This is a genomic window from Acuticoccus sediminis, from assembly GCF_003258595.1.
Classification (GTDB): Bacteria; Pseudomonadota; Alphaproteobacteria; order Rhizobiales; family Amorphaceae; genus Acuticoccus; species Acuticoccus sediminis.
Genome location: NZ_QHHQ01000005.1, coordinates 480,171 through 500,866, shown reverse-complemented (window position 1 = coordinate 500,866; position 20,696 = coordinate 480,171). Strand labels below are relative to the sequence as shown.

Here is a 20,696-nt window from a genome sequence, read left to right as displayed (position 1 = left end):
GGCGTTGCGCTATTCGCGCTAAGACTTGCCTAATCGGATCAATGTTGCGGGCGGTGCCTGTCCCCGCCCATTCCGTGTGAGAACCCATGACCGACGACCTATCCGACCTCGCGGCGCGCGCGGTTGCGCTGGCTACGCCGGGAGCCAATGTGCCGCTGCTCGATGGCGTCGCGCTGTTCTCGGCAACTTCGACCGACAGTTCACTGGCGATGTTCTACGAACCCATGGCGTGCATCGTCCTGCAGGGCGAGATGGAGGTGACTATCGGCGCGGCAGTGCTCGACTACGCGCCCGGCACCTGTTTCGTGGGTTCCATCGACCTGCCGGTCACGGGGCGGATCACCCGCGCCAGCGTCACGCATCCCTATCTCGCGCTCAGCGTGACCTTGGGACGGGACGCGCTCGCAGATCTGATGGCCGAGTCACCCCGCGTCTCCGTGGAACGGGGCAAGTGCTACGCGTTCGGACCCGTGCCGTCCGGGGTGCTCGACGCATGCGGGCGGCTCCTGTCCCTGCAGGGTTCTCCCGACGATGTCGCCGTGATCGGCCCGATGATCCGGCGCGAAATGATGTACCGCCTGCTCCGCGGCCCCCAAGCGGCCGCCCTGCACCAGATCATTGCGTCCGATCCGAAGCTGGCGCAGGTGCGGCGCGCGTTGACGTGGATCCGCGAGCACATCGACGAGAGTGTCCCGATCCACGCCATGGCCACGTGCGCTGGGATGAGCGACGCGTCCTTTCATCGGCATTTTCGAGCCGCGACCGGGATGAGCCCGCTCCAATACCAGAAGTCCCTGCGTCTTCAGGCGGCGCGGCGGGCCATCCTCGCCGGCGCCGAAGTCGCGCACGCAGCCTTCGACGTAGGCTACCAGAGCGCGTCACAGTTCAGCCGGGAATATTCGCGCATGTTCGGCCTCGCGCCGTCGCGCGATGTAAAGCGCTTGTTGGACGCAGGTGGGACCGAACCGGCCGGAATGGCTCCGACATAACCCGAAAGGGTGTCGCCGCCTGAAGCCAATGCGCATCCGACTCGGGGAGACGGGGTTGCAGCGGGCCCGGTGGATGCCGTGCCCGCCATGCCCAAAGCCGTGTAGGGAGCCGGCAGCGACGACGCTGGCCCCTATTGGCTCACCACACGCCGCGCTCGAAGCACCGCGTATCCGTTCAGCACGAGGAACGCCATCGTCGCCAATGGCATGAGCGCGTGCGTGTGCTCCTGGTGGATGACGAGCGTCGTGACGGCCGCCGCCATCACCAGGATCCCGAGGGCCGTTCCGGCGAGGCGTGTCCGCGGAAAGACGACGAGCGCAGCCGTCGCGAGTTCCAGCGTCCCCGTCACGTAGTGGAAGCCATCCGGATAGCCCCAGTGCGAATACTCAGCCTGGATCGCGGATGTCGCGAAAATATTGGTGAGCCCGCCGAAGGCGAAGAACGCCGTCAGAAGCCATACCAACATCGCTCGCCATAGATGGGTCGTCATACTTGGAGTCCTTGTCTGCCGGCACGGTCTCCGCGGCTGTCTGGCCGGGACACCGCGCGTTGCACTCTGCCTTCAGGAAATCGGGGATGGCGTAGCCGCCGGTCCGGACGGGGCCGCTTCCGTCTCCGACGGTGACGCGTTCTTGAACGCGTCGGCCGCGGGGCCGGGGCGCTTCGTCCGGAAGAGCGCCAGAACGAAGACGAAGAAGACCGGCACGAAGAAGATCGCCAGCAACGTCGCCGAGATCATCCCGCCCAAAACCCCGGTGCCGATCGCGTTCTGACTGGCCGAGCTGGGCCCGTTGGCGATGGCGAGCGGCACCACGCCGAGAGTGAAGGCCAGCGAGGTCATGATGATCGGCCGGAACCGGATCCGCGCCGCCGCGACCGCCGACTCGAGCAGGCCCTTGCCCTCGGCATAATAGTCCTTGGCGAACTCGACGATCAGGATCGCGTTCTTGGCCGACAGGCCGATGATCGCGATCAGTCCGACCTTGAAGTAGACGTCGTTCGGGAGGTCCCGAACCATCACGGCGAGCACACACCCGATCACGCCGAGCGGCACCACCAGGATGACCGAAAACGGGATCGCCCAGCTCTCGTAAAGTGCGGCCAACAGCAGGAAAACGAACAGGATGCTGAGCGCCAGCAGGATCGGTGCCTGCGTGCCCGACTTGATCTCTTCAAGTGACTGGCCGGTCCACTCGTAGCCGAAGCCTTGCGGCAGCGCCTCGACGAGCCGCTCCATCTCCTCGATCGCCTCGCCCGAGGAGTGACCCGGCGCGGGCGAGCCGGCGAGCCGCACAGCCGGATACCCGTTGTAGCCGATGACCTGCGCTGGTCCCGTCTGCCAGTCGAGACTTGCGACGGCGGACAGCGGAACCATTCCGCCCCCGGAGTTGCGCACATTGAGCTTGAGGATGTCCTCAGCCTGCATCCGGCTGCCCTCTCGGGCCTGGACGACGACCCGCTGCATGCGCCCGCGGTTGGGAAAGTCGTTGATATAGGCCGACCCGAGATTGGCGGTGATGGTGTCGTTGATTTCCGCAAAGGTCACACCGAAGGCGTTGGCCTTCTTGCGGTCGATGCTCAGCATGAGCTGCGCGGCGAACGGCAAGCCCTCCGGGCGGATACCGACGATCTTGCCGCCGCCGCCGGCCGCACCCATCAGCTGGCCCGCCGCCCCCTGCAGCGCCGCTTGGCCCAGAAGACCGCGGTCCTGCAGGCGGAAGCTGAACCCCGCGGAGGTGCCCAGCCCCTCGATCGGTGGCGGCGACAGGGCGAAAGAGCGCGCATCCTTGAGGCTAAAGAGTTTCATGTTCGCGCGGCCGGCAATATCCTGCGCCGTATTTCCTTCGCCGCGCTCCTCCCAGTCCTTCAGCGTAACGAACATGATGCCGGCGTTTGGACCGTTGCCCGAGAAGCTGAAACCCTGGATGGCCACAGTGTGCGCGACACCCGGTTCGTCCGCAAAGAATCCCTCGATCTGCTCGATGGTCGACAGCGTGCGATTGCGACTCGCTTCAGGCGGCCCCAGGATGTCGACGATGATGTAGCCTTGGTCCTCCTCCGGCACGAAGGCGCTGGGAAGGTTGACGAAGAGGTAGCCGAGCCCCACAGCAAGCGCGAGGTAGACCGCCATCACTCGGCCCGCACGGCGGGCGAGCGCCCCCGCAACGCCGGCATATCCGTGCGATAGCCTGTCGAAACCGCGGTTGAACCAGGCGCCCGGACCGCGTCCGCCGTGGTGACCGTGCTTGATCGGCTTCAGGAAGGTGGCACACAGCGCCGGGGTCAGGGACAGCGCCAGGAAGGCGGAGAAGAGGATCGACACCACCATGGTGATCGAGAATTGGCGATAGATAACGCCCACCGAGCCCGGGAAGAAGGCCATCGGGATGAAGACACAGGCCAGCACCAGAGTAATACCGATGATGGCGCCGGAGATCTGGCCCATCGCCTTCACGGTCGCCGCGCGCGGCGGCAGACCCTCCTCGACCATGATCCGCTCGACATTCTCGACCACGACGATGGCGTCGTCGACGAGGATGCCGATAGCCAGCACCATCGCGAACATCGTCAGGATGTTGATGGAGAAGCCGGTGACGAACATCACCGCGCAAGTTCCCAGAAGCGCGATCGGGACGACGATGGTCGGGATCAGCGTGTAACGCACATTCTGCAAGAACACGAACATCACGACGAAGACGAGCACTACCGCCTCGGCGAGCGTGTGCAGCACCGTCTCGATGGAGGCGGCCACGAAGGGGCTGGTGTCGTAGGGGATCGAGTAGTCGATCCCCTCGGGGAAGTATTCAGCCAGTTCCTCCATCTTCTCGCGCACCGCGGCGGCGGTCGCCACAGCGTTGCCAGTGGGCGAGAGCTGGATGCCGATGCTGGCCGCCCACTGACCGTCGAGCCGGGTCGTGAGGTTGTAGTCCTCGCCGCCGACCTCGATGCGCGCCACGTCCTTGAGGAGGATGTTGGAGCCGTCCGGGTTGGCGCGCAGCACGATCTCGCCGAACTCGTCCGGATCGTTGAGCTGGCCCTCGACGAGCACTGTCGCGGTGAGGTCCTGCGCATCGGGCTGCGGGGCGGCGCCGATATGGCCGGCAGCGACCTGCGCATTCTGCGCGCGGATCGCCGTTTCGATGTCGCCAGCCGAGATGTTCAGCCCGACCATCCGGTCCGGATCGACCCAGATCCGCATCGCCCGCTGCGCCGCGAAGAGCTGGGCCTTGCCGACACCGGGAAGGCGTCGCAGCTCACCGAGCAGGTTGCGCGTGGCGTAGTCGCCCAAGGCGATCTGGTCGCGCGCGCCGTCGGTGGAGGTGAGCGTCAGGAACAGGAGATAGCCGGCGCTCGCCTCCTCCACAGTGACACCCTGCTGGATCACCGGCGCCGGCAGCCGCGCCTCGACCCGCGCGATCGCATTCTGGACGTCAACGGTCGCGAGTTTCGTGTCGGTGCCGGGCTCGAACGTCGTGGTGATCGTCACGGAGCCGGACGAGTCGGACGTCGATTCGAAATATTGCAGTCCGTCGACGGTGTTGAGCTCGTCTTCGATCAGGCGGGTGACGCCCTGGTAGATGTCCTGCGGCGAGGCCCCCGGATACACGGTGCCGATCGTCAGCTGCGGCGGCGCGACCTTGGGATATTGGGAGATCGGCAGCGACGGCAGCGCGATCACGCCTGCGATCGCGATAAAGATGGCAATAACCCACGCCATCGTGGGTCGCGCGATGAAGAAGCTAGCCATGGGTCAGCGGATCTCCGCCGTGTCGGTGCCCACCGCATCGGCTGCGGCCTCGGAGCCGGCCCCCGTGCCATCAGCCAATGCGACCGGCTGCCACGGCTGCGGCGAGACCTTGCCGCCGGGCTGAACCTTCATGGTGCCGTTGACGACGACGACATCTCCGCTCTGCAAGCCGCTCTCGACGACCCAGTCAGACCCTGTCGCCTCACCCAGACTCACGGCACGCAGCTCGGCGACCTCATCCTTGATGATGTAGACCTGCGCCGCTCCCTCCGCCGAGCGCACGACGGCGCGTTGCGGCACGACGATGGCCTCATTACGGACCGCCTGCACGATCCGAACGCGGATGTAGAGCCCCGGTAACAGATCGCGTTTGGGGTTCGGAAACTCCGCGCGCAACGTGACCTGCCCCGTAGTCGGGTCAACGCTGGCGCTTGAGAACAGCAACTTGCCGGGGTGAGGGTAGAGCGCGCCGTCATCCAGAACGAGCTGCACGCGTGCCTGTCCGGGTGCTGGGCTCTGCAACTTTCCCTGCTCAACGGCTCGCTTGAGGGCAAACAGCTCGGCCGAGGATTGCGTGAAGTCCGCGTAGACCGGATCGATTTGCTGGATCAGCGCCATGTTCTGCGGCCCGTTGGCCGTCACGAGGGCACCCTCCGTCACCAAGGCGCCGCCGATGATCCCCGTGATGGGAGCCATGACCTCGGTATAGCCTAGGTTGATCCTCGCCTCGTCGAGCTGAGCCTCGGCAGCGGCGACGTCCGCCTCGGCCTCGGCCATTGCGACGGAAGCTCTTTCGAATTGGGCGATGCTGTTGACCTTGCGGTCACGCAGCGACTCCTGACGCTTCAGCTCCAATGCCGCGTTCTTATGTGTTGCCTCAGCGCGCTGCAATGCGGCTTGGGCACTCGCAACACGGACTTCGAAAAGTGCCGGGTCGATGCGAAACAACGTCTCGCCCTTCTGAACGAGCGTGCCCTGCTCGAATATGCGCTCCTGCAATATGCCCGATACCCGAGCCCGGACCTCGGACACACGCGTCGCGGCGATCCGGCCGGGAAGTTCATTGACTACAGGGACGGACTGTCCCTGTAGCGTCACGACGTCCACGGCGGGCGGCGGTGCATTCCCCCACTGGGCCAAGGCCGAACCGGTGGCCGCCATGAAGATCGTGGACGCCAGCAGGCATGAGACAGGAACAGCTCGTGGACTCAAGGTCTTCATTGCGGGACCCGGATTGTTGGGAATGCGATGGCTGCCGAAGGCGGCAGCATGTGTCCCCACCCGGCCAGGGCGACCGTCGCGGGGTTCGGGATGCGGAAGTGGTCGTCAGCGCGCGACCAGAAGCGGGAACGGCGCGCTCTTGAAGAGGTCATGCGTCACGCCACCGAAGATCCGCTCGACCATTCGGCTGTGACTGTAGGCCCCCAGAACGATGAGATCGGCAGCGACCGCGGTGGCCGTATCAAGGATGACGCTATGCACGGGGACTGCCGCGGACTCGCACTGCATCACTGTCACCTTGACGCCGTGGCGGCTGAGATAAAGGGCTATATCGGCGCCTGGCTCCTCGCCACGGCGCGCGTTGTCGGGCCCATCGACGACGAGGATCCAAACCTCATCGACCTGCTTGAGCAGCGGCAATGATGCGGTGATTGCCCTTCGCGCTTCGCCGCTAGCGTTCCAGCCGACGAGAACACGTTCGGGCGGCCCATCGCCATGCGTCTCGAACCACTCGTCTGGCACGACGACGAACGGAACGCCCGCGGCGAACAGCTCGGTTTCCGGCCAGATCGCGGTCTGACGCTCGTGATAGAGCGGCCCGGTGACAACGATGTCGACGTGCAGAAGGTTGAGCTGGATGTGTCTAGCGGCCTCGAACTCTCGCACGACGCGAAACTCCTGGCTGCCACGCTCGCCCATATTCCGCGAGAAGGCCTGTCGTGCCGCCTCGATCGCGTCCAGTTGCCCAACCGTATCGACGGTGATGACATCGTGGATCGCGTCATCACCGCGCGCATACATGCTCGACGGCTTGGTTTCCCAAGTGGTCGGAACGACGCAGATCGCGATGATGTGGGCTTCGTGCTGCCGCGCTAGCCCGACGGCATATAGGATCGGATCGGCGCACGCCGGCGCCGGGTCGACAAACACAGCGATAGTGCGGAATGCCATCTTCTAACGCACCCTTCGACCATGCATGTTCACCGAATCGGTCAGGACTCGAGGGGGCCTCAATGGCGGCACGATAGTGGTCATGATTCCATTCCACCCCAACCCGCACTGGCGCCGGTGAGGGTGTTGGCGGTATCTCCGTCTAGGTGCCGATAGCTTCGGTTGTGCCAAAGGAGTGGTGCACGTTCGGTGGTCGTATTCGCATCCGCGACGGCCCCGACGAAGAGCACATGCGTGGTGGTCGTCATCGTTCCGATCAACTCGCAATCGAGGACGGTCACGGCCCCCTTCAGACGTGGGTGACCGGATCCCCACTGCTCCCAGCGCCCGAGCTCGAACCGCCTGTTCGACGAGAGGCCGCCGGCGAAGGCGTCGCCCAGACGTTCCTGATCGGAGGCGAGGACGGCGTAGGAGAATCCGTCAGCGCGAATGATGAACTCGGCGAGGCGGCTGGTCACGTCGATGGAAACCAGGATTGCCGGCGGTTGCACCGAAAGCGAGATCGCTGACGTCACGGTCCGGCCGACACGCTCCGCGTCGACTGCGGCCGTGACGATACCCACGGTGGAGGCCATCGACGACATAGCCGACCGGAACGCGGTGTCAGCGGCCGGCCGCCGGCTTGGCGGCTTCAATCTGATGGAATGATGCGAGTTGAGGCTGGCGGGAGCAGCTCGAGAGGCGCTGACGCTCATGGTTGATGACTCCGCACCCGCAGGCCGCAAGGCTATGGCCCAGCCCTATGCAAGGTGCTTTCGCATGGCACGAAGGGCTAGCCGAGGTTCGCTTCAGCAAACTCGTAGTTGGCAAGCTGATCGAGGAAGTTGGTGACGTAGTCGGGCCGCCGATTGCGGAAATCGAGGTAGTAGCTGTGCTCCCACACATCGAGGCCCAGGAGCGGTATCCCGTCCCCGGTGGCGATGGGGTTCGAGCCGTTCGGTGTCTTCGTCACCTTGAGGCGACCATCGCTGGCGAGGATGAGCCACGCCCAGCCCGATCCGAACTGGGTGGTCGCCGCCGTCTTGAAGTCATCCTTGAAGATAGCAACCGAACCGAAGTCCGCGATCATCTTGGTTTCAAGCCTGCCGGGGATCCGTCCTCCGCTCGGTGACAGCGCCTTCCAGAAGTGAAGGTGATTCCAGTGCTGTCCGGCGTTGTTGAAGACGCCGGCGAGCTCGGGCTGTGCGGCCGAATACAGTATGATCTCCTCAAGCGACTTGCCCTGAAGATCGGAATTCGTCTCCACGAACCCGTTGAGTGCCGTGACGTACGATTGATGGTGTTTGCCATGATGCAGCTCGAGCGTATCCTGGCCCATGCCGCGTTCGGCCAGATCGCACGGTGCGTACGGCAGCGTCGGTAGTTCGAATGCCATCTCGGATTCCCTGGTCAGCGGAGGCGGGCGGTTGTCCTGCGACGCCCGAGTCGCTATTTTCAAAGCGAACCCTTTGAAAACCGCACAGCGGAATATGTCAAGCAATAACTTGGAAAATTCTTCACGCACCCCCCGCAGCTCCTCCGAGCGCATCCTCATGGCGTTGAAAATGCACGGATCTTTGACGTCGTCTGCGCTGGGAAAAACGCTCGGCACGACGGGAGAAGCGGCACGTCAACAGCTGGTCCGGCTTGCGGACGAAGGCCTCGTCGAAGCCACGAGCGAGGCAAAGGGGGTCGGCCGCCCTCGCCAGCTCTGGGAACTGACCGCGAAGGCGCAGGCCCGGTTTCCCGATACGCATGCTGCGCTGACGGTGCAGCTTCTCGATCTCGTCCGCACGCATGTCGGCAATACCGCCCTCGATGCGATCATCAACGCGCGGGAGGCCGACACGCGGGCGATCTACGAGCGCGAGCTGTCCCGGAAGTCCGAGCTTCCGGACAAGCTTGAGGCACTGGCAAGGTTGCGTTCGGAAGAAGGCTACATGGCGCAGTGGAGCGAGGAGAGGGACGGATCGTTCCTGTTCATCGAAAACCATTGCCCGATCTGCGCTGCAGCATCGGCGTGCCAGGGTTTCTGCCGCGCGGAGCTGGATGTGTTTCGTGCGGTCCTCGGCCCCACGGTCTCCGTCGCACGAACCGAACACATCGTCGGAGGGGGGCGCCGTTGCACTTACGTCGTGCAGCGCAATCCGGAAGATTATGCTGGCAAGCGGCAAAATCCTGACGCCAAGGTTGTCAACGCCGATCCAAATCTGACCCCCTTTCAGGGGCCGCGCCGATCGTAATCTGACCCACCCTCGTGTTCAGGCTGCCTCCCTCTCGGAGGCCGTCGCCGGTATGAGGCTGATCCTGCCCCGTTCGAGTGGACACCGATGATAGGCCTTCAAGCCAAAGTCGGAGTGTTCCAAGATGAGCGAGAGACGACGTTGTTGTCGCGCAGGCACATCCGCCGGGGTCGGCTCGTCCCGCTTGCCACGACGAGATCACGTCAATTAACCTCACGGTCATACTTTTAGCATGGCGTCGGAGGCCGATTTTGAGAGCAATACTGCGTTTTATCGCTTGTCTCGTGATAACCCTCTTCGCGGCCACGCCGGCGATGGCCACCTTCACCTTTATCGAGATCTGCAACCCCCACCGTGAGCCGGTCTACGCCGCCATTTACGAATGGGGCGGTGCCTTCTCGGCCGACCGCGTGCTCGGCTGGGCAGTTCTTTCCCGCTCGGAGCCGTGCCTCACGGAAACCATCGGTGCATATGATCGGCGTGCCTTCGCCTTCGCGGTGCCGGATGGCGACGGACTTATGGTCCCGCTACGCTTCCGGTTTTCCCAGCGCGGCGGGGGCTTTCCAGGCATGCTCGATGCTCTCTGCGTTCCCGTGCAGAAGAGATTCCCGGCGCGGTTCGAACGCCGCGGCAACCCCTCTTCACCATGCGCTGACGGATATGTGCCGTTGGCCGTGTCGATCAACGTTCAGGGCGGCAACATGGACGAGCGCTTCACATGGGAAGTCTACCGCCCCTCACGACTGCCGCCCACTGATCCGGCCTATGCCCGAGAGTGGCGGAAGCGTTTTGCACCGCCCAAGCCCACGGTCGATGCGACGCCAACCGCTCCATCACGAAAGGCCTGGTCGAACATCCTGGAGCGGGACCTTCCATGCCATGCCCGGCCGGGCAACGACAGTTCGCCCCATGATCCCTCTGCGACTGTCGTTTCGAAGCAGAAGGCAGAGATCCAGCGCCTGTGGGAGCGGCATTGCCGCGGCAAGGGCAACGACTGCCAGAAATACGTGCAGTCACGCATCATGGAACCGCTCGCCGAGGCGTTCGTCACCGCCTGCGAGAGAAGCGACGCGCCGCCCAAGCCATGCGTTTGCGAATCTCGGCGCAAAGATCTTGCTCTTTATCGACGCAATCGTTCCGAGACAGCCAACTATCCAAAAGGACACCTGACGATGTTCGAGCGGATATTCGAGCGCACCGGTGACCTCGAGCGACACGTCGCCGCCGCCGCGCGAAGCATGCCCGTGGATGATCGCCCGCGCCTGCCGCCTGCCGCTGGCCTCAAGACGGCAATACCACCACGGAACGAAGCCGCCAGACCGGCGGTAGGGTTCACGACGCAGTAACGCAGTCTTGGATCGAGAAGCAGCCGCGAGTGCCCCCGCCGGTCAAACCTCTATCTTTGACACGGGGGCTGACCGCTTCCGCAGCCTCACCCCAGCGCCGCCCCCGTTCTCGGGGATGAACTCCACGCCTGCGTCTTCGAGGGCACGTTGTAGAGCCTGAAGCGTCGATTGCTTCGCATCGCTGCCTTTCTCGATACGGGTAACGGTGTTTGCAGTGACACCGGCAGCGGCGGCAAGGTCGCGCACCCCCCAACCAACCGCCGCCCTCGCCATCCTCATTTGCACCGGCGTCATTTGTACCCTGTCCCTATTCGGGTTGACAAAACGAACATTTATCCGCATCAATAGGGACACTGTACAAACAGCTCGCTACAGGAGCAATGAGACAATGCCGAACACCACAGTTCCGGCGGACGGGGAAGCCATGCCCGACGCCAAGACCATTGCAGCGAATAGGACCGTCGCCGAAGCCGAAAGGACGCCCACGCTCTCCAACCTGATCGACGACTGGGACTCGCTGGAGGCGCGCATCAGGTTCTACGCAGCAGGCGCGGAGTCCATTGCCGGGGATGGGGTCCGCCACTCGTGCGGAGACGCGATGCTTCGCGCCAGCGACGACCTGATCGAGTCGTCGACCAGTTCGAAGAGATGCTCAACGCTTTCGCCGATGCGCATCGGGCGGAGGTGGCGCGATGACCGCGGCGCCGAACAACACCGCCGATGCAGCAGTGTTTCGAGAAATCTACGACGCGTTCGCAGCGCTTGAGGATCGCATCGCCTTCTATTGCGGCGGAGCGGAGCACTTCGTTCTCGAGCTATCCGGCGGGACATGCGCCCCGCTCTTGCGTGCCAGCGACGATCTCGAAGACGGAGTTGCTGAGTTCAAGGCGTTGCTCGACTCCTACCCTCATCACCTCTCGACGAGTGCAGGGGCCGAGGCATGACGATCGAACTGAAAGACACATACGACATCGACGATGTCAGGTCCGGAATTACCACCAGCCTGGACGCCCTTGAGAGCATCCGGCAGCGCGTTCGCCTCATCAGGTTAGCGGTGACGAGCGACCTTTTGGGGGACTACGGATCAGACCCGATCGCCCAAGGTCTCGATGATCTTCACGTCGATATCGAGCACCATCTGGTCGACCTGCGAGGCGTCCAGATCATGGTCCGTCGTTTCGCTCAGGAACCGTGACGCCGGATTTCACGGATTGGAAAACATGAGGGCGGGTCCGAGATCGGAGCCCGCCCTTTATTCATGCAGAGGTGGGAGCAGAGGGTCTAGGTGGTGCTTGAACGAATGCGCGCGTAGGGCGCTGACGTCTCGTCATTCAGCGCCCCGAAGATCGCATGCGCGGTCTCTTTCGATCCACCGACAGTGAATGCACCCTTGGGAGTGAACTTGCCGGCGATGCCCTCCCATTGGCGCCCGCGCGCCCAGTCGACGGCTTCCAGCTTCGCGAGTTGAGCGTTGAGACCCCGGCGGCGTTGGTCCGGCCCGTCCGCTGCGAGGAGCGGGTGGCCCATCGCGCCGAGCGCTGACAGGACGGCCGGCGCGGATGCGACCGTGTCGTCTCGATTCTCAAGGGCGTCGCCAATGAGACCGGTCACGCCCCGCCACCACTCCACCGCGGCTTCGAGGACAGCGGCCTCCCGACCTGCCGGCAGCGGCACCGGCCTTGCGCCGTATTTCGTCCCGCCGATCCCATGCACGAAGGTAACGCATGCGCCCCGCAAGGCGGAGATCGTGGTCACCTCAGGATCTGACGCCCTCAACTGACGCCTGGTGCGACTGATGCGTCCTTCGAAGAAGGGAACGCGTGCCTCAAGGTCGCTGGTGAGGCGCGTAAGCGGGTCTCTCGCATCCATGCCGATGCTGACGGCCGCGTTGGGCCGCACGCCGAGCACGTTGAGATCGTGGAAGGCCTGCCGCGCCCATGCATTTCCCAGCCCCTTGCAAATGTAGACCGCGACGGCGCTGTCCTTTGTCTCAGGCATCCGGTTGGCAGCCTCATAGCGCGCGGCGAGCTGGGTCTCACCATCGATCGCCACCAGCTTCACCCCGTAAGGGATCAGCACCGTCCCGACGCTCATCTGAGGATCGAGGGCAGTCTCCAGCGGCGCCTCGCTGTAGAGGATGATCGTCGGGGTGATGCCGGGCTGGCCGTTGTGCAGGCTGATCACATAGTCGGCTTGCGCACCGACGTTCTTGGCTTTCGCGCCCTCGAAGAGCCGCTGCACCTTGAGGCGGATCTCTCGCAGGTCCTGCGCATCCTTCGATGCGGCGAGCTTGCGCTTGTCCTCCGTGTCACGCGGGTCCGGAGCGATCTGGAAGAGCTGCGGCGACTTCACCCGCGCGAGAAAGCGGTGCTCGTCGATCTGCACGCCAGCGAGGATGTGGCCCTCGGTCGGGTTGAGCCGTGCTGTTGAGTCAGCGAACATCGGCCACCTCATAAATTCGGGTGCCGCGCTGACACTGTGCTGACACAGCGGAAAGTGGGAACGAGGCCCACTCTCTTAACAGATTGAAAACATTGGTCGGAGCGGCGGGATTCGAACCCACGACCCCTTGACCCCCAGTCAAGTGCGCTACCAGGCTGCGCTACGCTCCGTCGTCGGATGGACCTATAGGGTTTGATCGGCCGGCGCAAGCGGTGCCGTACGCTTTGACGGAGCCCCGGTCCAAACCGCGCCCCCAGCCCCGACACAGCCCGATGCGCCATGCCGGACCGGACGTCCGACCGCCCGGGAGATGCACCATGCGCCGACTGATCGCGCTCGCGGCCATGAGCCTCGCCGGTGTCCTGACCGGGCCGCCGATCGCGGCGACGGTCGTCGAGATCGAGGTCCGGCTCGACCGCCCGGTCGGTCCCCACCGTATCGAGGCCGCGAGGCGGCAGGGGATCGCCGGCGCGCTCGCCACCATGCCGCCCGCCGACATCGCCGCGCTGCGCCCGCTCCGGCCGGGCGCCGCGGTCGCCGGCGAGAGCGCCGAGGACAGGGCGATGCGGTCCGTCGTCGTCGTGCAGGACGCGCCCGACCGCCTGCGGATCGAAGTCTCCTCGGGTCAGATGCTGGCGGCGCACGCCATCGCGAGGAGCGTGCGCGACCGCCTCGACGCCGGCGGCCCGTCGCGCTTCCGCCTCGCTCACCGCACGGAGGGGCAGTGGGGGCTCGGCATCGCCTACATGACCTTGGCGGGAAGTCTCGCGGCACTGCTGCTCCGGGCCATCGCCGCGATCCGCCAGCGCCTCGGGCGGCGCACGTCACGCTGACCCGGGGAACTGCGCCTCAGCCGCGCTCCATCCACTTGATGAGAAGGCCGACCGGGATCACCCAGAGGAGGCCCGCCACGACATAGTAGGCGAGTTGGGTGACGCCGTTGGTGCCAGGGAGCAGGCGCGCCGCCAGCACCATCGCCATCAGCACGTAGATAAACAGGAAGGTGACGGTCACCAGCGTACCGATCAGCTTCCTCACCCGGATGTTCACGTCGTCCCTCCCAGTCCCGTCGGCCCTCTTTCGATGGTCCCGGTCAATTTGTCCAATCCGGAGATGGTCGCGGCGTCGTCGCAGCGGCCATAAAGCCTTTGGCTTGGTCCCCCGTCGCGGCTAGATCAGAGCCCATGCAGGAAGAGCCCACGCAAGTGCCCGTGCGATCGCACGCTTCAATCGTCTGGTGGCTGCGCATCGTCGCCGCCTTCGTCATCGCGACGCTCGTGGTCGGCGGAGGGACGCGTCTCACCGACTCCGGGCTGTCGATCACGCTGTGGCAGCCCATCGTCGGCGTCATCCCGCCGCTCACCGACTCGGCCTGGAACGAGGCGTTCGCGCTCTACCAGAAGATCCCGGAATACGCGCTCGTCAACCACGGCATGACGCTCGCCGAGTTCAAGGAGATCTTCTTCTGGGAGTGGGCGCACCGGCTGGTCGCGCGCTCCATCGGCCTCGTCTTCGCGATCCCGCTCGCCTTCTTCTGGATCCGCGGGATGCTGCCGGGCTGGTTCAAGCCGTGGGCGATCGGCCTGCTGGCGCTGGGGGGACTGCAGGGCGCGGTCGGCTGGTGGATGGTCACGTCCGGCCTCACCGAGCGCGTCGACGTCAGCCAGTACCGTCTCGCGATCCACATGACGCTGGCGTGCGTGATCCTTTCCCTGGCGGTGTGGCTCTCGGTCCGCCTCGGCGGGAAGGCGCGGCGGACCGTGGTGCCGGGCGGCGTCGCGGCGGTCTCGAAGGTGCTGCCGTTCCTCGTCCTGGCGCAGATCTTCCTCGGCGCGCTGGTCGCCGGGCTCGACGCCGGGCTCGCCTCCGACGAGTGGCCGACGATGGCGGGCGCTCTCATCCCCGACGGGCTCGGCCTGATGCACCCCTGGTGGATCAACGCGTTCGAGAACCCTCTGACGGTGCAGTTCGACCACCGCGTCGCCGGCTACATCCTCTGGATCGTGACCCTCGGCCTCGCGCTGGCGGCGCGGCGCACGGGGGCGGCGGCGCGCACGACGGCGCTCGCGGCGATCGTCACCGTCCAGGCGGCGATCGGGATCACGGTGGTGCTGCTGCATGTGCCGGTGCATCTGGCGCTGACGCACCAGTTCGTCGCGGCGATCCTGCTCTGGGTGGCCGTCGACAACGCGGCCCGCGTGGCGGCCGCCGCGGCGCCGGCCCTGTCGGAGGAGCCGGTCCGGGCCTGAGGGGCGCCGGACGCGCGGCAGGCGATGGATGGCGGCCGCCCGGGAGCGGCCGCCGGAGGGCGTTACTTGCCGAGCGCCTGGTCGAGATCGGCGATGATGTCCTCGGCATTCTCGATGCCGACCGACACGCGCACCACGTCCGGGCCCGCACCGGCGGCGATCTTCGCCTCGGTGGAGAGCTGGCGGTGCGTCGTCGACGCCGGGTGGATCACCAGCGAGCGCGTGTCGCCGATGTTCGCCAGGTGCGAGAATAGCTCGAGGTTCGAGACCAGCGAGACGCCCGCGTCGTACCCGCCCGCGAGACCGAACGTGAACACCGCGCCGGCCCCGTTCGGGCAGTACTTCTTGGCGAGCTCGTGGTACTTGTCGCCCGGCAGGCCCGGGTAGCTGACCCACGACACCTTCGGGTGCGTCGACAGGAATTCGGCCACCTTCTGCGCGTTCTCGCAGTGCCGCTGCATGCGCAGCGCCAGCGTCTCGATGCCGGTCAGCACCAGGAACGCGTTCATCGGCGACAGCGCCGCGCCGAGGTCGCGAAGCCCCAGCACACGCGCCGCGATCGCGAAGGCGAAGTTGCCGAAGGTCTCTGCCAGCACCATCCCGTCATATTCCGGGCGCGGCTCGGACAGCATCGGGTAGCGCTTGTCGCCGACCCAGTTGAACGTGCCGCCGTCGACGATCACGCCGGCGATGGAGTTGCCGTGGCCACCGAGGAACTTCGTCGCCGAGTGGACGACGATGTCCGCGCCGTGCTCGAACGGGCGGATCAGGTACGGCGTCGCCATCGTCGAGTCGACGATGAGCGGCACGTTCGCGTCCTTCGCGACCTTGGCGATCGCGTCGAGGTCCATGATCACGCCGCCGGGGTTGGCGATGGACTCGCAGAAGATCGCCTTCGTCTTGTCGGTGATCTGCGCGGCGAAGGACGACGGATCGTCCGCGTCCGCCCACTTCACGTTCCAGCCGAAGTTCTTGAACGAGTGGGTGAACTGGTTGATCGAGCCGCCATAGAGCTTGTTGGAGGCGACGAGCTCGTCACCCGGCTGCATCAGCGTATGGAGGACGTTGACCTGTGCGGCATGGCCCGACGCCACCGCGAGCGCGGCGGTCCCGCCTTCCAGCGCCGCGACACGCGCCTCGAGGACGGCGTTCGTCGGGTTGGTGATGCGGGTGTAGATGTTGCCGAACGCCTGCAGCCCGAAGAGCGAGGCCGCGTGATCCACGTCGTCGAAGACGTAGGACGTGGTCTGGTAGATCGGCGTGGCGCGCGCGCCGGTCGTCGGATCGGGCTGCGCGCCGGCGTGGATGGAGAGTGTGTTGAAGCCGGGAGACTTCTCGGCCATGACGGTTCCTCCGTGGTTTCGCCCACTTCTGGGTCAACGCCACGGATGCGTCAAACAGTACTGTGAAGTTCCCGTCGCCGCGCGAGAGTTCCCCGGCCGGCGGCGACGCTAGCGTGAGAGCGCGGGCGGGTGCGCGCGGCCGGCGAAGGCGGCGTCAGTCGGGCGGCTGGACCTGGACGCCTTCGCCCGGACCGGGGGCCGACGCCCGCTCCTTGCGCGCGCGGACGGACTGGAGCGCGGCGCTCGCCGCCTTCATCGCCGCCTTGGCCTCGATTTTCCGTGCCAGCGGACGGGTGCGCCGCAGCACCGTCGACATCGGCCGCGCGGCCCGGGTCTCGACGAACGCGAAACCGCGGTCCACCGGGCCGGAATACGCCCTGAGGCGCCGCACGTAGACGCGCGCCGTCGCCGAGATCGTCACCAGCAGGACGATCCCGATGGCGAGGAGGGGGACGCCGGTCGGGAGAGGAGTCGGCGCGGTGATCGCGCCGATGACGAGACACGCGATCCCGACGACGATCAGAGCAGTCTTACGCAACCCATTCGGCAAACGCTTCATGTCAGCCTCGCCCCATATGCGGGCGTTCCGGGAGAAACCAACCACACCGGACTCTATAAGCGGCGAAACACTCCTCAGCGTTGCGGCTTCTGGAAGACCTGCACCTTGGAGAGGAACGCTGGCCAGCCGGCCATGAGCTCGAGCCCTGCATCAGCGAATAATGCAACGATGTCCTCAGTCAAGTAGGAGCGATAGTAAGGCTCGTGAAAGAGCTGCGGGAACAACTCCAGAAGCCCATCAAGCTCAGCGGTATCACCTGTCTGCAAACTATCGATGACAATGACGCGGCCGCCCGGTGCGACGACGCGCGCCATCTCCGCCGCCACCTGCCGGCGCACCTTCGGCGGCAGTTCATGAAAGAGGTAGATCGTCGAGACGATGTCGAAGCCGCCGGTCGCAAACGGCAGGCTCTCGGCCGCCGCGACCACCGCGCCGCTGCCGGAACGCGAGCCCACCTTGCTGCGGGCGAGGCCGACATAGGGCTCGGAGAGGTCGCTCGCGACGATCGGCAGGCGGGGGAAGGCCTGGCGCACGTCCCGCAGGAACGAGCCGGATCCCGACGCGACGTCCAGCATGGCGAGCGTGCGCTGGTCGCGCTCGCGCACCATTTCGGCGATCGGGACGAGACCCTGCCGCCGCATCGCCGCCGCGGCGCCGAGGAACAGCGTCTCGACCTGGGTGTCGTAGAGCCTGGCGGAGTCCTCCGTCATCCAGCCGTCGGTCTGGAAGTGGAAGTTCTGCATGTAGTAGCGCGGGCGCTTGCCGCCGCTGCGGTCGACCTCCTGGTGGGACCGCGTCGCCCGGCGGCGCACGATGTTGGGAATGTCCTTCAGGTACATCCCCCGCCGCTCGATGAGGCCGCGCAGGCCGTCCGGCTCGTCCACCGGCATCGGATAGAGGCCGGCCTCGACGTTGGCGAGGTCGCGAACGAGGAGCTTGCGCACGTGCTTCAGCAGTTCGGCGCGGTTCGGGATTCCGGCCGGCGCCTCGATCACCGGCTTGGGCGGGGGCGGAAGGTCGCGGCCCGCCTCCCGGCCGACCCGGACGCCGGCCGCGTTCTGCGACGCGTACCAGCCGACGCGCGCGGCCTGGGCCAGCCCGAAGCGGGCGCGCATGGCGAAGCGTTCCACCGGCGTCATCGCGTACCCTCCAGAGTGGCGACCACCTCGATATGGTCCGTGCCCACGAACTGGTCGACCGGAACCACCTGCGTGATTGTGTAGCCGCCCTCGACGAGGATCGCGAGGTCGCGCGCCAGCGTCCTCGGCTCGCACGAGACGGCGACGATGCGCGGCACACTCGAGCGGGCGAGGGAGGTCGCGACCGCTTCGGCCCCGGCGCGCGGCGGGTCGAACACCACCGCGTCGACGTTGAGCTCCTTCGGCGACAGCGGATGCTGCATCAGGTTGCGGCGGATCGCGGTGAGGCCGCGCCGCCCGCTGGTGTGCGCCATCCCCGCCTCCAGCGCGTCGAGGGCGGGGCCGTCGATCTCCACTGCCGTGACCTTCGCGGTGCGGGTGAGGGGGACGGCGAACGTGCCGAGGCCGCAGAAGAGGTCCGCGACCGTCGCCGCGTCGCCCACCGCGGCGGTGACGAGGTCCACCATCAGCGTCTCGCTGGCGCGGCTCGCCTGCAGGAAGGCCGCTGGCGGGAACGGGACGGAGACGCCGTCGAAGACGACCGCCGGCACCTCGCGCATGATGGCGATCTCGCCGTCGACCGTGACCCGCAGGATGCCGGGTGCATCCACCATCAGCGGCCGGCGGCGGGGAGCCTTGCCGCGCCGCTTGCCGCCCTTCGGCGGCTTCGGTGCCTCGCGGGTGACGGCGAGGTCGATGCCGTTGCTGCAGAGCGTCGCGGTGAGGCGCGCCTTGCCGGCCTCGGCGGCCGCCTTGCCGATCGCCCGGATCTCCGGGAGCGCCGCCGCGAGCGCCGGGTCGAGCGCCGGACAGGCGGCGACGTCCACCACCTCGTGCGAGCGGGCCGCCTGATAGCCGACGCGGACTCCCGCCTTGTCGGCGACGGCGGTAAAGGTCGCGCGGCGGCGGCTCGCGAAGGGGAGGCGGCGAAGCGGCTCGACCGGGACAGTGATGCCGCGGGCGGCGAGCACCGCCACGACCGCCGCGCGCTTTGCCTCGGCATAGTCGTCCGCCGGCCGGTCCAGCGCGCTGCACCCGCCGCAGCGGCCGAAGAGCGGACAGGACCCGACCGCCGCCGGCACGGCGCCGCCGGGCGCGGTATCGACGGCCTCAGGCACGGCGCTCACAGCCGCTCCGCCGCGAGCAGCCACTCGCGGTTGCCGTCTCCGCCCTCGATCGGCGAGGGGATCGCATCCGAGACCGAATAGCCGCAGGCGGCGATCGCGGCGCTGACGTCGGCGACCGCCCGGAGCGCCGCCGGCTCGTCCTTGACGATGCCGCCCTTGCCGATGTGCGCCGGCCCCACTTCGAACTGCGGCTTCACCAGCGCCACGAGGCGCGCGCCGGGCGCGGCGAGCCCGAGTGCCGGCGGCAGCGCCAGCCGCAGCGAGATGAAGCTGACGTCGGACACGATGAGGTCCGGCGCATAGGCAAGGTCCGCGCCGCTCAGATGCCGCGCGTTGACACCTTCCATCACGGTCACCCGCGGGTCGCCCCGCAGCGATGCGGCGAGCTGGCCGTGGCCGACGTCGAGCGCCACCACATGCGCCGCGCCGCGTGACAGAAGCACCTCGGTGAAGCCCCCCGTCGAGGCCCCGACGTCGAGCGCGCGCGCGCCCGCCGGGTCGATCCCGAACGCGTCGAGCGCCGCGATCAGCTTGTGCGCGGCCCGGCTGACCCACGACTCGCCGACGGTCTCCAGCAGCGTCCCGCCGCCGACCCGGTGCGCCGCACGCGTGACGACCTGCCCGTCCACCCGGACCGCCCCGCGAAGGATCGCCTCCCGCGCCTGGCTCCGCGTCCGGCTGAGCCCGCGCTCCACCAGCGCCTGATCGAGCCGCATCACCTCGCGCCCCATGTCGGCGGGACGGAGAAGTGGCGGGATCGGGGGAATGCGGAGCGAACGGACATGCCGGACGTTCTAGCGCGTTCGCCGTCCGGCTGGAACGGTTCCAGGGCCGGCGATCCCCTTCCTCTCGGCGGGTGGGCGGCCCGGGGGGAGGCGCCGAAGGGGCTCTGGCCTCACCAGAAAACAGGGCGGGGCGCCTGTCCCCCGGAGCCGGCCATCGCTTCAGAAGCCCTGAGCCATGGAGGGAGGCCGCGCAAGGCACACTTCGTTCTTCGGCCTTGCGCGGCCTCCCGCCATGGCTCCGACCGGGCTTCAGCGACGGCCGGCTCCGGGAAACAGGCGCAGGGCCGTGCCCGTGGCGCCGCCAGCGGGACCGCCTCGCGGGGAAGGAAGGGAAGGGAAGTGGAGAGGAGACGAGAGAGGACGGTTTGTATGGGGTGGGTGGCTTCTTGGGCTGAGGGGCGTGGGGGCGTGGGGGCGTCAGCCGCAGATGAGCTGGCCGAACTCGGCCAGCACGGCGAAGATCGTGGCGCCCATCGTCGCCCACATCGTCACCCCCAGCGCGAGCAGGAAGATCGCCGCCGTGATGGAAATCGCCGCCGTGGTGCTCACCCGCTCACCCCATCGTCGCGGCCGG

At 66.7% G+C, this 20,696-nt stretch carries 22 protein-coding genes and 1 tRNA gene; 7 read left to right on the top strand and 16 right to left on the bottom strand.

Annotated features, from left to right (window positions below; translation table 11 throughout):
* Positions 1–86 precede the first annotated feature (86 nt).
* Positions 87–989 carry an AraC family transcriptional regulator gene (locus tag DLJ53_RS23970; protein WP_111349874.1) on the top strand — a complete coding sequence of 301 codons (903 nt, stop codon included), beginning with the start codon at positions 87–89 and terminating at the stop codon, positions 987–989.
* Between the two features lie 131 nt (positions 990–1,120).
* On the opposite strand, the gene DLJ53_RS23965 is transcribed toward DLJ53_RS23970, so the two are convergent.
* The 6 genes from DLJ53_RS23965 to DLJ53_RS23940 all read right to left on the bottom strand — a co-directional run bounded on the left by DLJ53_RS23965 (position 1,121) and on the right by DLJ53_RS23940 (position 8,285).
* A complete protein-coding gene (locus DLJ53_RS23965) occupies positions 1,121–1,480 on the bottom strand; it encodes a DoxX family protein (protein WP_111349872.1) in 360 nt (119 codons plus the stop codon).
* 72 nt (positions 1,481–1,552) lie between these two features.
* Entirely contained in the window at positions 1,553–4,738 is a 3,186-nt protein-coding gene (locus DLJ53_RS23960) for a multidrug efflux RND transporter permease subunit (RefSeq protein ID WP_111349870.1), read from the bottom strand.
* Between the two features lie 3 nt (positions 4,739–4,741).
* Positions 4,742–5,959, bottom strand: coding sequence for an efflux RND transporter periplasmic adaptor subunit (locus tag DLJ53_RS23955; protein ID WP_111349868.1), 1,218 nt, complete (start codon positions 5,957–5,959; stop codon positions 4,742–4,744).
* Between the two features lie 105 nt (positions 5,960–6,064).
* The gene (locus DLJ53_RS23950; protein ID WP_111349866.1) at positions 6,065–6,910 is read right to left on the bottom strand and encodes a universal stress protein; all 846 of its coding nucleotides are present in this window, start codon (positions 6,908–6,910) and stop codon (positions 6,065–6,067) included.
* An 80-nt stretch (positions 6,911–6,990) separates the two neighbouring features.
* Positions 6,991–7,605 (bottom strand): flavin reductase family protein, encoded by a 615-nt coding sequence (locus tag DLJ53_RS23945; RefSeq protein ID WP_111349864.1) that lies wholly within the window; start codon positions 7,603–7,605, stop codon positions 6,991–6,993.
* Between the two features lie 77 nt (positions 7,606–7,682).
* The gene (locus tag DLJ53_RS23940) at positions 7,683–8,285 is read right to left on the bottom strand and encodes a superoxide dismutase (RefSeq protein WP_111349862.1); all 603 of its coding nucleotides are present in this window, start codon (positions 8,283–8,285) and stop codon (positions 7,683–7,685) included.
* 157 nt (positions 8,286–8,442) lie between these two features.
* Between DLJ53_RS23940 and DLJ53_RS23935 the strand changes: the two genes are divergently transcribed.
* Together DLJ53_RS23935 and DLJ53_RS34845 are read left to right on the top strand one after the other, a co-directional pair.
* Positions 8,443–9,132, top strand: a complete 690-nt coding sequence (locus tag DLJ53_RS23935; RefSeq protein WP_202913318.1) for a helix-turn-helix domain-containing protein — start codon at positions 8,443–8,445, stop codon at positions 9,130–9,132.
* A gap of 314 nt (positions 9,133–9,446) precedes the next feature.
* A complete protein-coding gene (locus tag DLJ53_RS34845) occupies positions 9,447–10,478 on the top strand; it encodes a hypothetical protein (RefSeq protein WP_146620074.1) in 1,032 nt (343 codons plus the stop codon).
* Between the two features lie 42 nt (positions 10,479–10,520).
* On the opposite strand, the gene DLJ53_RS23930 is transcribed toward DLJ53_RS34845, so the two are convergent.
* A complete protein-coding gene (locus DLJ53_RS23930) occupies positions 10,521–10,751 on the bottom strand; it encodes a helix-turn-helix domain-containing protein (protein ID WP_111349977.1) in 231 nt (76 codons plus the stop codon).
* Between the two features lie 419 nt (positions 10,752–11,170).
* On the opposite strand from DLJ53_RS23930, the gene DLJ53_RS23925 reads away from it, so the two are divergent.
* Complete coding sequence (locus tag DLJ53_RS23925; RefSeq protein ID WP_111349860.1) at positions 11,171–11,422, top strand: hypothetical protein; 252 nt, start codon at positions 11,171–11,173, stop codon at positions 11,420–11,422.
* Positions 11,419–11,673, top strand: coding sequence for a hypothetical protein (locus DLJ53_RS23920; RefSeq protein WP_111349858.1), 255 nt, complete (start codon positions 11,419–11,421; stop codon positions 11,671–11,673). Before DLJ53_RS23925 ends, DLJ53_RS23920 begins: the two co-directional genes overlap by 4 nt.
* A gap of 86 nt (positions 11,674–11,759) precedes the next feature.
* Here DLJ53_RS23920 and DLJ53_RS23915 read toward each other — a convergent pair whose 3' ends face one another.
* Together DLJ53_RS23915 and DLJ53_RS23910 are read right to left on the bottom strand one after the other, a co-directional pair.
* Positions 11,760–12,920 carry a DNA sulfur modification protein DndB gene (locus DLJ53_RS23915; RefSeq protein WP_162409501.1) on the bottom strand — a complete coding sequence of 387 codons (1,161 nt, stop codon included), beginning with the start codon at positions 12,918–12,920 and terminating at the stop codon, positions 11,760–11,762.
* 93 nt (positions 12,921–13,013) lie between these two features.
* Positions 13,014–13,090 (bottom strand) — tRNA-Pro (locus tag DLJ53_RS23910).
* A gap of 147 nt (positions 13,091–13,237) precedes the next feature.
* Here DLJ53_RS23910 and DLJ53_RS23905 point away from each other — a divergent pair.
* A complete protein-coding gene (locus tag DLJ53_RS23905) occupies positions 13,238–13,753 on the top strand; it encodes a hypothetical protein (RefSeq protein ID WP_111349854.1) in 516 nt (171 codons plus the stop codon).
* Between the two features lie 16 nt (positions 13,754–13,769).
* Here the strand turns inward: DLJ53_RS23905 and DLJ53_RS23900 are convergent, their stop codons facing one another.
* Positions 13,770–13,970 carry a DUF2842 domain-containing protein gene (locus DLJ53_RS23900; RefSeq protein WP_202913316.1) on the bottom strand — a complete coding sequence of 67 codons (201 nt, stop codon included), beginning with the start codon at positions 13,968–13,970 and terminating at the stop codon, positions 13,770–13,772.
* 155 nt (positions 13,971–14,125) lie between these two features.
* On the opposite strand from DLJ53_RS23900, the gene DLJ53_RS23895 reads away from it, so the two are divergent.
* On the top strand, positions 14,126–15,169 hold the full coding sequence (locus tag DLJ53_RS23895) for a COX15/CtaA family protein (protein WP_244935147.1): 1,044 nt from the start codon (positions 14,126–14,128) through the stop codon (positions 15,167–15,169).
* A 62-nt stretch (positions 15,170–15,231) separates the two neighbouring features.
* Here DLJ53_RS23895 and DLJ53_RS23890 read toward each other — a convergent pair whose 3' ends face one another.
* The 6 genes from DLJ53_RS23890 to DLJ53_RS36430 all read right to left on the bottom strand — a co-directional run bounded on the left by DLJ53_RS23890 (position 15,232) and on the right by DLJ53_RS36430 (position 20,671).
* Entirely contained in the window at positions 15,232–16,512 is a 1,281-nt protein-coding gene (locus DLJ53_RS23890) for an O-acetylhomoserine aminocarboxypropyltransferase (RefSeq protein ID WP_111349850.1), read from the bottom strand.
* A gap of 154 nt (positions 16,513–16,666) precedes the next feature.
* A complete protein-coding gene (locus tag DLJ53_RS23885) occupies positions 16,667–17,050 on the bottom strand; it encodes a hypothetical protein (RefSeq protein WP_111349848.1) in 384 nt (127 codons plus the stop codon).
* A 95-nt stretch (positions 17,051–17,145) separates the two neighbouring features.
* Positions 17,146–18,210, bottom strand: a complete 1,065-nt coding sequence (locus tag DLJ53_RS23880) for a class I SAM-dependent methyltransferase (protein WP_111349846.1) — start codon at positions 18,208–18,210, stop codon at positions 17,146–17,148.
* Positions 18,207–19,337, bottom strand: a complete 1,131-nt coding sequence (locus DLJ53_RS23875) for a class I SAM-dependent RNA methyltransferase (protein ID WP_111349844.1) — start codon at positions 19,335–19,337, stop codon at positions 18,207–18,209. Before DLJ53_RS23875 ends, DLJ53_RS23880 begins: the two co-directional genes overlap by 4 nt.
* Complete coding sequence (locus DLJ53_RS23870; RefSeq protein WP_111349973.1) at positions 19,334–20,053, bottom strand: TlyA family RNA methyltransferase; 720 nt, start codon at positions 20,051–20,053, stop codon at positions 19,334–19,336. The genes DLJ53_RS23875 and DLJ53_RS23870 overlap by 4 nt, the downstream gene beginning before the upstream one ends.
* A 486-nt stretch (positions 20,054–20,539) precedes the next feature.
* On the bottom strand, positions 20,540–20,671 hold the full coding sequence (locus DLJ53_RS36430) for a hypothetical protein (protein ID WP_280525521.1): 132 nt from the start codon (positions 20,669–20,671) through the stop codon (positions 20,540–20,542).
* Positions 20,672–20,696 lie beyond the last annotated feature (25 nt).